Source organism: Blastomonas sp., assembly GCF_046294995.1.
Classification (GTDB): Bacteria; Pseudomonadota; Alphaproteobacteria; order Sphingomonadales; family Sphingomonadaceae; genus Blastomonas.
The window spans coordinates 153544-166691 of the sequence record NZ_JBKBOG010000001.1; the positions used below are offsets into that span (position 1 = coordinate 153544).

Here is a 13148-nt window from a genome sequence, read left to right on the forward strand (position 1 = left end):
ATGGTCAACGCGATGGCCAGCGCGATGGTCAGAGCACTGGTCAACGCCATGACCCCCGCACTGGCCAGTGCGATTGCCGTCACAACCGTCAGAAACCCGGTGCGCTAGGCAGGGGTTCGGGTTATCATGATATTCATCATTCAAAGTCATGAACCCCATGATAGATCAAAATCCTTTACAACCAGGCCGTTCGTGAATTTTCTCGATCCAACCCCGCTACCGCTTGACCACCTCGTGCTGCGCGGCGTCGGCCGGGCCGATGCTCTTGTGCTGCGCGAAGAGACACTTAGCTACGACATCCTAAATTTGCGTATCGGATTGCTTGCGCATTGGTTGACCGCGTTCCGGCTGGCGCATGGCGACCGGATCGCGACCTGGCTGCCCAAGAACGAGACCACCTGCCTGATGCCGCTGGCAGCGGCAAGGGCGGGCGTGGTCCATGTGCCGATCAACCCGGTGCTCAAGCGCGCGCAGGTCGCGCACATCCTGGCCGACAGCGGCGCGCGGATGCTGATCACCAACCGCACGCGGATGAACTCGCTGACGGCGGGCGACGTGCCCGAAGACTGCCTGGTGATTGAAGACGAGGAGGCGATGGAGCGCTGGAAAGCGGGGGAGATGAGCGCACACCCCTCGCACCGCGATCCGTCGGATCTCGCCGCGATCCTCTATACCTCGGGATCGACCGGCAAGCCCAAGGGGGTGATGCTCAGCCACGCCAATATGTGGCTGGGGGCGCTGAGCGTGGCGCATTACCTCAAGCTCAAATTCTCCGACCGCACCTTGTGCGTGCTGCCGTTGAGCTTCGATTACGGGCAGAACCAGCTGCTTTCGACCTGGGCTGCGGGCGGTGCTGCGGTGCCGCTCGATTATCTGATGGCGCGCGACGTGATCAAGTCCTGCGCCAGGCATGGCATCACCACGCTGGCAGCGGTGCCGCCGTTGTGGACGCAGCTGATCGAGCAGCCCTGGCCCGAAGAAGCGGTGGCCAGCATGCGCCGCCTGACCAACAGCGGCGGTGCGTTGAGCCCGGCGCTGGTCAAGCGGCTGCGCGACATCTTCCCGTCGAGCGACATCGTCGCGATGTATGGCCTGACCGAGGCGTTCCGCTCGACCTATCTCGACCCCGATCTGATCGACGACAACCCGACCTCGATCGGCAAGGCGATCCCGTTTGCCGAGATCCTTGTAGTGGGCGATGCAGGCCAGGACGCTGCCGTGGGGGAGGAGGGCGAGCTGGTGCACGCGGGGCCGCTGGTCGCGCAAGGGTACTGGCAGGACGAGGCACGCACCCGCGAGCGGTTCAAGCGCGCGCCTGCATTCTCGACCTATGGCGGCACGGCCGTGTGGTCGGGCGACCGGGTGCGACGCGATGCGCAAGGGTTGCTCTATTTCGTCGGGCGGCGCGATGCGATGATCAAGTCCTCGGGCAACCGCATCAGTCCGGCAGAAATCGAGGACGCGGCGACATCGACCGGTCTTGTCGCCGAAGCCGTAGCGCTGGGCATTCCCGATCCGCAGCTGGGCCAGGCGATCCTGCTGCTGGCGCGCCCGGCAGCGGTTCCACGCCCGGATCAGCTGGTCGATGATCTGCTGATCGCGCTCAAGAAGGAACTGCCCGCATTCATGCTGCCCAAGACGGTGGAATTGCGCGACAGCTTCCCCAAGAACCCCAATGGCAAGATCGACCGGGCGCTGCTCGTCGCCGAGATCGAGGAGCGGTTTGCATGAAGCCTTTGGGTCCGATCCCTCCCGGTTATTCGAGCGTGCATGGCGAACTTGCGGTGCAGGGCATAACCGCCAGCGAGCTGGTCGACCGCGCGGGCGATACGCCGTGCTTCGTCTATTCGTCGGAAATGCTGCGTAATCGCGTGGCCTCGTTGCGCGCAGCGATGCCCGCGCGGCTTTCGATCCATTACGCGATGAAGGCCAACCCGTTCGCGCCGGTGCTGGCGCTGATGGCGTCGCTGGTCGATGGCATCGATATCGCGTCGGCGGGCGAACTCACGCTCGCGACGGCAGCGGGCATGGACGCAGGCAAGATCAGCTTTGCCGGACCCGGCAAACGCGATCGCGACCTGGAGGCCGCGATTGTGGCAGGCGTCACGCTCAACCTGGAATCCGAGGGCGAGGCGGATCGTGCGCTGGCGATCGGCGAACGGATCGGCGTGCAGCCGCGGCTGGCGGTGCGGGTGAACCCCGATTTCGACCTGCGCGGGTCGGGCATGCGGATGGGCGGCGGCGCCAAGCAATTCGGGATCGACGCCGAACGGGTCCCCGATCTGGTGCGGCATATCATCGCCGCTGGCGCGCACTGGCGGGGTTTCCATATTTTCGCCGGATCGCAGGCGCTGGGTGCCGACGCGATCATCGAGACGCAGGGCAAGACGCTCGATCTGGCAGCTTCGCTCGCCGATGCGGTGGGGCAGGCGCCCGAACATCTCAACCTTGGCGGTGGGATGGGGATTCCGTATTTCCCCGGCGATGTGCCGGTCGATATCGCCAGCGTCGGCGCGGCGCTGGGCGAACGCTTCGCCAGCCTGCCGCCGGTGCTGGCTGACACCCATTTCGCGATGGAGCTGGGCCGCTGGCTGGTGGGCGAAGCAGGCGTGTATCTGACCCGGATCGTCGACAGGAAGACCAGCCATAATGAGCTGTATCTGATCACCGATGGCGGGCTGCACCATCAGCTCGCGGCCAGCGGCAACTTCGGCACGGTCGTCCGCCGGAATTATCCGGTCGCGATTGCCAGCCGCTTCGATGCGGACGCGTCAGAAGAGGCTAATGTCGTCGGCTGCCTGTGCACCCCGCTCGACCGGCTGGCGGACAAGGCGCTGCTGCCGGCGGCGCAGGTGGGCGATCTGGTCGCGGTGTTCTGTGCCGGGGCCTATGGCGCGACGGCCAGCCCGGCGGATTTCCTGGGCCATGGCAAGGCCCCGGAGATCCTGATCTAGGCGAGCGACTTGGCGGCCGAGGCGTTGCGCTGGATGGCCGCCGCATCGAGCGGTCCCGCCGGGATCATCCAGCTGCCGCCGACGCACAGCACAGGGTCGAGCGCGAGCCAGTTGCCAGCGCTCTCCAGCGTCACGCCGCCGGTAGGGCAGAACTTGCACTGGCCGAACGGTGCGCTCAGCGCCTTCAGTGCCGGAATGCCGCCTGCCGCCATCGCCGGGAAGAACTTGAAGTGGGTCAGCCCCATGTCGAGCCCCAGCATGATGTCGCCCGCATTGGCGGTGCCGGGCAGGAACGGGATACCGCTTGCGATCGCCGCCTTGCCGAGGTTCTCGGTCAGGCCCGGCGAGACGATGAACTCCGACCCGGCTTTCAGTGCGGCATCGAGCGTTTTGGGATCGATCACGGTGCCAGCGCCGACGATCGCGCCCTCGACCTGCTTCATCAGCGCGATCGCCTCGAGCGCGGCGGGGGTGCGCAGCGTGACTTCGAGCACCTTGAGCCCGCCTGCTACCAAAGCCTGGGCCATCGGCACGGCATCGGCGACATCGTTGATCACGATCACCGGGATGACCGGCGCAGTCCGCATGATGGTCTCGATGGTGCGGTCTGCGGTCATGCGGGGTTCTCCTGGGCAAAGGCAGCGGCGGCTCCGAAAAGGCCGGGCTGGGGATGATCGATCAGCTTGACCGGGATCGTCTCCATCAACCGCTGAAAGCGACCTTTGGCGAGAAAACGCTCCTCGAAACCCGATTGCGGCAGGCGGTCGGCGATGCGTTGACCAAGCCCGCCGGCGATTACCACCGCGCGCGCACCCTGCGCCAGCGCAAAATCGCCTGCAGCAGCACCAAGGCTCAGGCAAAAGCGGTCGAACGCGGCCGCTGCCAGACTGTCCTCGCCCGACAGTGCCAGCTGCCACAATGTCTTGTCGTCCATGCTCCTCACCGCGCGGCCCTCGATGCTCGCCAGCGTCTCGTAGATCGCGGCGAGGCCGGGGCCCGAGCACACGCGTTCCACCGACACGCGGCGGTGCTGGCGACGCAGGCGGGTGAGGATGGCATCCTCGGTGGTATCGAGCGGCGCAAAGTCGATATGCCCGCCCTCGGTTTCGACCGCGCGATAGGCATCGCCGCTGCGCACGACATAGGCGACGCCCAGCCCGGTGCCGGGGCCCAGGACGGTGATCACGCCGGTGTCCGGCAAACCACCCTCAGGCCCGCACAAGTGCGAGAAATTGGCGGTGCCGCAATGATGGACCGCATGCGCGACCGCGCCGAAATCATTGACCAAAGTGTAGCGATCGACGTTCAGCTTCTCGCAGATCAGTGCCGGACGGATGACCCACGGGTTGTTGGTCATCTTGAGCACCTCGCCGCGGATGGGCGTCGCCAGAGCGATCGCCGCAGCGCGCGGCAGTGGTTGCCCGATCTGTGCCCCGAATGCCTCCCAGGCGGTCTGCAGGCTGGCGTATTCGGCGGACTTGAGCGTCACCGGTTCGCCCAGATCGGTGACGCGGCGACCCTCGATGGTGGCGAGCGCAAAGCGTGCATGGGTGCCGCCGATGTCGGCGGTGACGATCTGCATTGGAGGCTACCTTTTAGGAGTAATCCGACAGGGCTCGGGTGCAACGTCCCTCGACTTCGCTCGGGACAGGCGGGAGGGGGAGGAACGAACGACCAGCAACCCTCTCCGAGTTCCCGAGCGAAGTCGAGGGACGTGACGCGCAACCGCTCGCGATATCACCATCACAACCCCGCCATCGCCAGCATCGCAGACGCGCCCGCCTCGGCATTGTCGCTGGTCGCGCGCATGATCGCAAACAGCTCGCGGCCCGTGCCCATCGGTTGCACAGGCTGGGTGGCGGTAGGGCGGGCATCCCAGTCGGCGCCGTCCATCTCGACGCTGATCGTTCCTGCAACCGCATCGAGCCGGACGATATCGCCGTCCTGGATTCGCGCCAGCGGGCCACCATCGCAGGCTTCGGGCCACAGATGGATCGCCGCAGGCACCTTGCCCGATGCTCCCGACATCCGGCCATCGGTGACCAAAGCCACCTTGAACCCGCGATCCTGCAGCACGCCGAGCGACGGTGTGAGCTTGTGCAACTCGGGCATTCCGTTGGCACGCGGTCCCTGGAAGCGGACGACGACGATGACATCATGGTCGAGTTCGCCCGCCTTGAACGCCGCGATCACCGAATCCTGGTCGTCGAACACGCGTGCGGGCGCCTCGATGGTCCAGCGGGCGGGGTCGACCGCGCTGGTCTTGACGATGCCGCGTCCCAGATTGCCCTCGACCAGCCGCATCCCGCCATCGGCCTGGAAGGCGGTTGCGACCGGGCGTAGCATGCTGTCGTCGCGCGAAACCTCGGGCGCGGGCGCAAATGCCAGCGCGCCATCGCCGTCGAGGACCGGTTCCACTGCATAATCGAGCAGCGACTGGCCCGAGACGGTCATGATGTCGGTGTGCAGCAGGCCGTTGGCGGCGAGCTCGCGGATGATGAAGCCGATGCCGCCCGCCGCATGGAAATGGTTCACATCGCCCGATCCGTTGGGGTAGACCCGCGAGAGCAAGGGGATGATCGCGGAAAGCTCGCTAAGGTCCTGCCAGTCGATATGGATGCCCGCCGCGCGTGCCATCGCGGGCAGGTGGATCGCGTGGTTGGTCGATCCGCCGGTGGCGAGCAGCCCGATGCACGCGTTGACGATCGCCTTTTCGTCGACGCAATGGCCGAACGGGCGATAATCGTCGCCGTTCCAGCCGATCTGGGCCACCCGGTGGGTCGCGGCGCGGGTCAACTCCTGGCGCAATTTGGTGCCGGGATTGATGAAGGCTGCGGACGGGATGTGCAGCCCCATCATCTCCATCATCATCTGGTTGGAATTTGCGGTGCCGTAGAAGGTGCAGGTGCCCGCGCCGTGATAGCTCGCCGCCTCGGCCTCAAGCAATTCCTCGCGGCCAACCTTGCCTTCGGCATAGAGTTGGCGGACGCGCTGTTTCTCCTTGTTGGCAAGGCCCGAGGGCATCGGCCCTGCGGGCACCAGGATCGTCGGGATATGCCCGAACCGCGCCGCTGCGATGAACAGCCCGGGGACGATCTTGTCGCAGATGCCCAGCAGCAATGCGCCTTCGAACATGCCGTGGCTCATCGCGATCGCGCTGCCCATGGCAATGTTGTCGCGGCTGAACAGCGAGAGCTCCATGCCCAGTTGGCCCTGGGTCACGCCATCGCACATCGCGGGTACCCCGCCTGCGACCTGCGCCGTCGCGCCGACCTCGCGGGCGAAGATCTTGATCTGCTCGGGGTAGCGGCCATAGGGCTGATGCGCCGAAAGCATGTCGTTATACGCCGTGACGATGCCGATGTTCATCGTGCTGCCCGATCGGATCGCGGGCTTGTCCTCTCCTGCCGCCGCAAAGCCGTGCGCCAGGTTGCCGCACGACAAGGTCGGCCGGTGCACGCCCTTGTCGCGTTCGCGCGCGATGAAATCGAGATAGGCCTGACGTTTGGGCCGCGACCGATCGATGATCCGCTGGCTGATGCGTTCGAGTTCGGGGTGCAGGGTCGTCATGGGGCTATCGCTTCCAATTGCTTTGTGACGGGGGTCAGGGCGCCCAGTGGATATCGACCGGCAGTTCGACGGCGCTGAGCACCTTGCCGATCGGGTATGCCGATGTGTCTGCCTGGTCGATCGCGGTTTCCAGCACCGTCTTCTTGTCGTTGCCGGTGATGGCGATGATCAACGCACGGGCAGAGGCGATCGCGGGCAGCGACAGGGTGACCCGTGCAACCGGTGCGTCCTGCGGCATCGGATCGGGCATTACGCCCAGCGCGCGGCGATCGGCAGGCGCGGTGAGCGCATCTTCGAGGTCGGGTCCGGGGAAGATCGATGCGGTGTGACCATCGCTGCCCATGCCCAGCAGGCACAGATCGAGCGGCCAATGGAAGTCTTCGAGCCTGGCATTGGCGGCGTTGCCGCATGCCTTGTAGTCGCTGGCCGCCTCGCTGATGATCGGGATCACGCGCGCGCCCTTGGGGAGGAAGGTCTTGGCGAGCATCGTCACGTTGGACAGCGCATCGCCCATCGGCACGATGCGGTCATCGGTGGGGATGATGGTGACCTTCTTCCAGTTGATCTTCGCCTCGGCAAGCTTGGCATAGGCGGCCAGCGGTGTGCTGCCACCCGCCAGTGCGATCACCGCACTGCCGCGCGCATCGATGGCGCTTTCGATGATGAAGCCGATGTCGCCCGCCAGCGCGCCTGCCATTTCGGCCGCGTCGTCATATTCCCACCATTCAATCTCAGTCATTCCAGCTTACTCCGTCGCGTTCGGTCAGCGCGATGGCCGCACTCGGCCCCCAGCTTCCCGAACCATATGATTTGGGTTCTATTGCGTTGTCGGCCCAGGTCTTGCGGATCGCATCGACCCAGCGCCATTGTGCTTCCACCTCGTCGCGGCGCACGAACAGCGTCGGCTCGCCATCGATCAGGTCGAGCAACAGACGCTCATAGGCGATGCGGCGTTGCGTCTTGGAAAACGCCATGGTCAGCGACAGGTCCAATGGCACCTCGCGCAAGGTCAGGCCGCCGCGGTCGAGGCCGGGCTCCTTGGCCATCACCAGCAGACGGACATATTCTTCGGGCTGCAGCCGGATCACCAGCCGGTTGGCGGAAAGCTTGCCGCCGCGCTGGGCGAAGATGTTGTGCGGCACCGGCTTGAACTGGATGACGATCTCGCTGCGCCGTTCGGACAGCCTTTTGCCAGTCCGCAGATAGAACGGCACGCCCTGCCAGCGCCAATTGTCGACATGCGCCTTGATCGCGACGAAGGTTTCGCTGTCCGATGGCTTGCCCAGATCGTCGGCATAGGAATGGACCGATTTGCCACCGACAGCACCTTCGCCATATTGCCCGCGCACCGTCTCGTTGGGCGCGACCGGGCGCAGCGAGCGCAGCACCTTGACCTTCTCGTCGCGGATCGAGGTCGCGTCGAATTCGGCCGGTGGCTCCATCGCGATCAGCGCGAGCAGTTGCAGCATGTGGTTCTGCACCATGTCGCGCAGCGCGCCGGTGCTGTCATAAAAGCCATGGCGGCCCTCAAGCCCCACGGTTTCGGAAATCGTGATCTGGACATGCTCGATGCCGTTGGCGTTCCACAAGGGCTCGAACATCATATTGGCAAAGCGCAGCGCCATCAGGTTCTGCACGGTTTCCTTGCCCAGATAATGATCGATGCGGAAGGTGCGGCTTTCGGGGAAAGCTTGCGCCACCGCATCGTTGATCGCCTGCGACGATGCCAGATCGTTGCCCAGCGGCTTTTCGAGACCGATGCGGACCATCTCGCCGGCCAGCCCAGCCGATTTCAGCCCCTGGATCGTCGGCTTGAACAGGACTGGCGCGGTCGACAGGAAGATCGACATGCCGCCCGAAATGTCCCCCAGCCGCTCGGCCAGCGTGGCAAAGCCTTCGATCGTCGAGGCATCGAGCGGCTGGTAGCTGATCCGCTCCAGGAAGCTGGCGATCAGTGCATCGTCCTTGCGTGGTTCGGGCAGGAATTCGGCCAGCGCTTCGCCCACCATCTCCCGGAATGCCGCGTCATCCATCTCGCTGCGCGCGGTGCCCATGATCCTGAGATCTTCGGCAATCAGCCCGTCGGCGTGGAGCACGAAGAGCGAGGGCAACAGCATCCGCTTGGACAGATCACCCGTCGCGCCGAAGAGCAGCAAGGTCCGGGATTGCCCATTTGCCATCAAATTCCCCTGTCCGTAAGTGTCGGCGGTTGCCTTGCAGGGCCCGTGTTACGGTCGGCTCGCCTGCCTGTCCACCGCTGTCGCGCAAGTATCTCGCTGCCTTTGCTCAGCGCAGTGGCCTCCGCATCAAGGCTGCACAAGCAGCCGCTCAGCCCAGCGCCCGCTCGAGCGCATCGGCCAGCCGCAGACCGGCGCGCAGCACCTGTTGGCGCACCACCGGGATCAACGCTTCGATATCCGCATCGTCATGCCGCGCGCGCTCTCCGGACTGCAAGGCTGGGCCGCAGGCCGGTCCGTGCTGGGCGGTGGGATAGGCGATGTCGCGCGCGATGCTCCAGCTTTCGAGCGCCCAGTCTTCGACCGTCCCGGTGAGATAGGGGCTGCGCTCGGAGGGCGTGTAGCGCCGAACCATCGGCGCACCTTGCGTGATCGCGCGCTCGGCGACCGGCGTGTCCCACAACCGGTGCAGGTTCATCCGGCCCTCGACGATGCCATAGGCCGCGCTAACCCGGTTACCGCCCAGATCACCGCGATCGCCGCCATGCATCGGCTGATGCATGTCGCCCATCGCGTGCACCAGCCAGGCGAGCGCCTCGAGCCGAACATGCGCGGGCAGGCTTTTGTCGGCGAGCAGCTTTTCGTTGCGGGTCACCTGCGCGCCGACGCAGTTGCCGTTGGGGCAATTGCCCTTGATGTCGAACGGCTTGCAGATGTCCATGTTGATGTAGTGCCACGGCCCAGTATAGCCCCAACGCAGATCGTCGCGGCGGATGCAGTCCGCCCATACGCTGGCGTCAGCGATGTCACCGAGCGGGCAATCCGGGGTGGCGAGCAGCTTTTCGGCGCGGAACAGCGCGTTCATCCGGGCCTTTGCCTTGGGCGAGATGTTCGCATCGGCGATCTTGGCGATGGTCTGGTGGCCATATTCGCCCCAGGCCAGCGCGGGTGCGGGTAGGGCGAGCAGGATGACTAGCAGCAGGCGGGTGAGCATGGGTGGTACTCTGTTGGGCGGGGTGGGTGCGCACGTCCCTCGACTTCGCTCGGGACAGGCGGGAGGGGGTGCCAGTTACGTTAGGCGTCCAGTGACAACTTCCCCGCGTTCCCGAGCGAAGTCGAGGGACGTATGCGCGGCCTCAGCCTTCCATCCAATCCCTGAAAAATGCGAGGTTCTTCTCGCGCAGATCATCGATGTTGACCGCGCTGCTGGTACCAAACGCAATAGCATCGCCGCCGGTCTGACCGATCGCCACAGCGCCGACACCCGCCGCCTTCGCCGCAGCCGACACCGCGTCCGAATTCGCAGTCGTCACGACATAGCGGCCCTGGCCTTCGCCGAACCAGAAGCCTGCGCTGCCTTCGGCTTCGAGCGCAGCGCCGATACCGGAAGCCAGCGCCATTTCGGCAACCGCGATCGCCAGTCCGCCGTCGGCGCAATCGTGCACCGCGCTCACTGTGCCACCGGTAATCAGCCCGGCGATCACACCACCTGCGGCCAGCTCTGCCGTCAGGTCGACCTGCGGCGGCGCGCCTTCGCGGCGGCCGTGCAGCACGTCGAGCCATAGCGACTGGCCGAGTTCGGGCGTATCGGTGCCTCCGATCAGGATGATCGCTTCGCCTGCCGCCTTGAACGCCAGCGTCGTCATCGTCGCCAGATCTTCGATCAGGCCGATCGCGCCGATCGCGGGCGTCGGCAGGATGGCGCGGGCGATGCCGTCGGGGCCGGTGGTTTCGTTGTACAGGCTGACATTGCCGCTGACGATCGGCATGTCGAGCGCCTTGCAGGCCTTGCCCATGCCCTCGATGCAGCCGACGAACTGGCCCATGATCTCGGGCCGCTCGGGGTTGCCGAAGTTCATGCAGTCGGTGGTCGCCAAGGGCCGCGCGCCGACGCTGATCAGGTTGCGATAGCATTCGGCGATCGCCTGCTTGCCGCCCTCGAACGGGTCGGCAAAGCAATAGCGCGGGGTGCAATCGGTGGTGATCGCAAGGCCGCGGTTGGTGCCATGAATGCGCACGACACCGGCATCGCCGCCGGGGATCTGCACCGTGTCGGCCATCACCATATGGTCGTATTGCTGCCAGATCCAGCTGCGGCTGGCGAGCGCGGGCGAGGCCATCAGCGCGGTCAGGTCTGCTGCCAGATCGCTGCTGTCCGGCACGGCGTTCAGCGGCGCAGGCGGCGGGGTCGTGACATAAGGCCGGTTATAGGCGGGTGCGTCGTCGGCAAGCGGACCCAGCGGGATGTCGCACACCGTCTCGCCCTTGTGCTTGAGCACCATATGGCCGGTTTCGGTGACATGGCCGATCACCGCGAAATCGAGCTCCCATTTGCGGAAGATGCTTTCGGCAAAATCCTCGCGGCCCGGCTTGAGCACCATCAGCATGCGCTCCTGGCTCTCCGACAGCATCATCTCGTAGGCGGTCATGTTGGTTTCGCGCTGGGGAACGTTGTCGAGATCGAGCTCGATGCCGACGCCGCCCTTGCTCGCCATCTCGACGCTCGACGAGGTGAGGCCCGCTGCGCCCATGTCCTGGATAGCGACGATCGCGTCCGAGTTCATCAGCTCGAGGCATGCCTCGATCAGCAGCTTTTCGGTGAACGGATCGCCGACCTGAACGGTGGGGCGTTTTTCCTCGCTGTCCTCGCCGAACTCCGCCGAAGCCATGGTCGCGCCGTGAATGCCGTCGCGGCCGGTCTTCGAGCCGACATAGACAATCGAATTGCCCGCGCCCGAGGCGGCGGAATAGAAAATCTTGTCCTGCTCGGCGATGCCGACGGCCATCGCGTTGACCAGAATGTTGCCATCATAGGCCGGATCGAAATTGGTTTCGCCGCCCACGGTAGGCACGCCGACGCAGTTGCCGTATCCGCCGATGCCGGCGACCACGCCCTGCACCAGATGCTTCATCTTGGGGTGGTCGGGCCGCCCGAAGCGCAGCGCGTTCATCAAAGCGACGGGACGCGCGCCCATCGTAAAGACATCGCGCAAAATGCCGCCCACGCCGGTCGCCGCGCCCTGATAGGGCTCGATATAGCTGGGGTGGTTATGGCTCTCCATCTTGAAGATGGCAGCCAGCGGCTTGCCGTCTGCGCCGGGGCCGATATCGACCACGCCTGCATTCTCGCCGGGGCCGCAAATCACCTGGGGCCCGGTGGTGGGCAGGGTCTTCAGATGCACGCGCGAGCTTTTGTAGCTGCAATGCTCGGACCACATCACCGAGAAGATGCCGAGCTCGACCAGATTGGGCTCGCGCCCCAAAGCGGCGAGGATGCGCTCGTATTCGTCGGGCTTGAGGCCGTGCTCGGCAACGATCTGCGGGGTGATGGGTGCCACGGGTGCTGTCTGGGTGTCGCTCATGGCCCCGCGCTTTACGCGGCTGAGCGCGATCGGGGAAGGGGGCAAATCAGGGGATTGTGGCAGGGATGGCGAATTGATCGGCGGCGCGTTTAAGGCCGCTATCGAATGTGATAATCGTTGCTCCGATCCGCTGGCAGATCGCGAGATGAAGCGCGTCGCCAGATCTCAGCCCAGCGCTCGACAGGTAAATCAAGCTTGAAGCGACATCGTAATCGGCATCCTCGATAATGACGCACCTCAGGTTCGTGGACCTGTAACTGTCCCATTGCGCGCGCAGAACATCGAGATCGGCTTGGTCAAACTGGCCAGTTCGAATTTTGAGTGCAATTGCACTGGCAAATTCAGTGATGATCCAGCCGCTTGTGCAGAGTTCAGCCGTTTGATGACGGTTTAGCCATTCCAGTGCATCAAGACTGCGTGTCTCCTTGGACAAGGCAGACACGACGAAGGACGTATCGAGATAAAAGCTCAATAGCGCGCCTCGTCTCGAAGCGTCCTGACGATGGCGCCGGATTCGACCACCGGCCCTGACTGGCTATCCAGATGTCGCCGAAGCGCCTCGATATCCACACGGCGATTGAGCTTATCCACCGCGGGCTTTACCGGAACCAGCTTGGCAACCAGTCTGCCGTCGCGCAGGATATCGATCGTCTCGCCGGCTTCGGCGCGGTCGATCAGTTCGCTCAGGCTCTTTTCGGCATCGGTGAGGTTGAAGCCGTCCATCGGAAACTCCTTGGCTTGCAGGGCCATCAAATTACCAGAGCGGCCGACAAGCAGCAACCGCCTTGACCGCGCGCGGGCCAGCGGTCAAAGCTGTGCGGATGAGTGAAACTGCAGCCATTTCCGCCGATTTGTCGTTCGAGGATGCCCTCAAGGAGCTGGAGGTGATCGTCCGCCAGCTCGAATCGGGGGACGTCCCGCTTGATGCATCGATCAGCCTTTACGAACGCGGCGACCAGCTGCGCAGCCATTGCCAGAAAAGGCTCGACGTGGCGCAGGCGCGGATCGAAAAGATCCGCGTCGGGGCAGACGGACAGGCGGCTGGGACCGTTCCGTTCGATGCTGGCTGATAATGTGCAACTGAT

The 13148-nt window shown here is 64.8% G+C and carries 12 protein-coding genes; 3 read left to right on the forward strand and 9 right to left on the reverse strand.

From position 1 onward, the window contains the following. Positions 1–192 precede the first annotated feature (192 nt). Entirely contained in the window at positions 193–1731 is a 1539-nt protein-coding gene (locus ACK4R0_RS00725; RefSeq protein ID WP_409668746.1) for an acyl-CoA ligase (AMP-forming), exosortase A system-associated, read from the forward strand. After that, the gene (locus ACK4R0_RS00730) at positions 1728–2954 is read left to right on the forward strand and encodes a pyridoxal-dependent decarboxylase, exosortase A system-associated (RefSeq protein ID WP_409668748.1); all 1227 of its coding nucleotides are present in this window, start codon (positions 1728–1730) and stop codon (positions 2952–2954) included. The genes ACK4R0_RS00725 and ACK4R0_RS00730 overlap by 4 nt, the downstream gene beginning before the upstream one ends. On the opposite strand, the gene eda is transcribed toward ACK4R0_RS00730, so the two are convergent. From eda to ACK4R0_RS00775, 9 genes are all read right to left on the reverse strand, one after another. Next, a complete protein-coding gene (eda, locus tag ACK4R0_RS00735; protein ID WP_409668751.1) occupies positions 2951–3571 on the reverse strand; it encodes a bifunctional 4-hydroxy-2-oxoglutarate aldolase/2-dehydro-3-deoxy-phosphogluconate aldolase in 621 nt (206 codons plus the stop codon). The two genes, ACK4R0_RS00730 and eda, sit on opposite strands and share 4 nt — an antisense overlap. Next, complete coding sequence (gene glk, locus ACK4R0_RS00740) at positions 3568–4536, reverse strand: glucokinase (RefSeq protein ID WP_409668754.1); 969 nt, start codon at positions 4534–4536, stop codon at positions 3568–3570. Before glk ends, eda begins: the two co-directional genes overlap by 4 nt. 161 nt (positions 4537–4697) lie before the next feature. Further along, positions 4698–6524: a phosphogluconate dehydratase gene (edd, locus tag ACK4R0_RS00745; RefSeq protein ID WP_409668757.1), complete on the reverse strand. Its 1827-nt coding sequence runs from the start codon at positions 6522–6524 to the stop codon at positions 4698–4700. Between the two features lie 34 nt (positions 6525–6558). Beyond that, positions 6559–7263, reverse strand: coding sequence for a 6-phosphogluconolactonase (gene pgl / locus ACK4R0_RS00750; protein WP_409668760.1), 705 nt, complete (start codon positions 7261–7263; stop codon positions 6559–6561). Further along, on the reverse strand, positions 7256–8704 hold the full coding sequence (zwf, locus tag ACK4R0_RS00755; RefSeq protein WP_409668763.1) for a glucose-6-phosphate dehydrogenase: 1449 nt from the start codon (positions 8702–8704) through the stop codon (positions 7256–7258). Before zwf ends, pgl begins: the two co-directional genes overlap by 8 nt. Positions 8705–8852: 148 nt before the next feature. After that, positions 8853–9695, reverse strand: coding sequence for a S1/P1 nuclease (locus ACK4R0_RS00760; RefSeq protein ID WP_409668766.1), 843 nt, complete (start codon positions 9693–9695; stop codon positions 8853–8855). 142 nt (positions 9696–9837) lie between these two features. Continuing rightward, entirely contained in the window at positions 9838–12063 is a 2226-nt protein-coding gene (gene purL, locus ACK4R0_RS00765) for a phosphoribosylformylglycinamidine synthase subunit PurL (protein WP_409668769.1), read from the reverse strand. 46 nt (positions 12064–12109) lie between these two features. After that, positions 12110–12535: a type II toxin-antitoxin system VapC family toxin gene (locus ACK4R0_RS00770; protein WP_409668772.1), complete on the reverse strand. Its 426-nt coding sequence runs from the start codon at positions 12533–12535 to the stop codon at positions 12110–12112. Next, the gene (locus ACK4R0_RS00775; RefSeq protein WP_409668775.1) at positions 12532–12813 is read right to left on the reverse strand and encodes a type II toxin-antitoxin system Phd/YefM family antitoxin; all 282 of its coding nucleotides are present in this window, start codon (positions 12811–12813) and stop codon (positions 12532–12534) included. The genes ACK4R0_RS00770 and ACK4R0_RS00775 overlap by 4 nt, the downstream gene beginning before the upstream one ends. A gap of 71 nt (positions 12814–12884) precedes the next feature. Between ACK4R0_RS00775 and ACK4R0_RS00780 the strand changes: the two genes are divergently transcribed. Beyond that, a complete protein-coding gene (locus ACK4R0_RS00780) occupies positions 12885–13133 on the forward strand; it encodes an exodeoxyribonuclease VII small subunit (RefSeq protein ID WP_409668778.1) in 249 nt (82 codons plus the stop codon). Positions 13134–13148 lie beyond the last annotated feature (15 nt).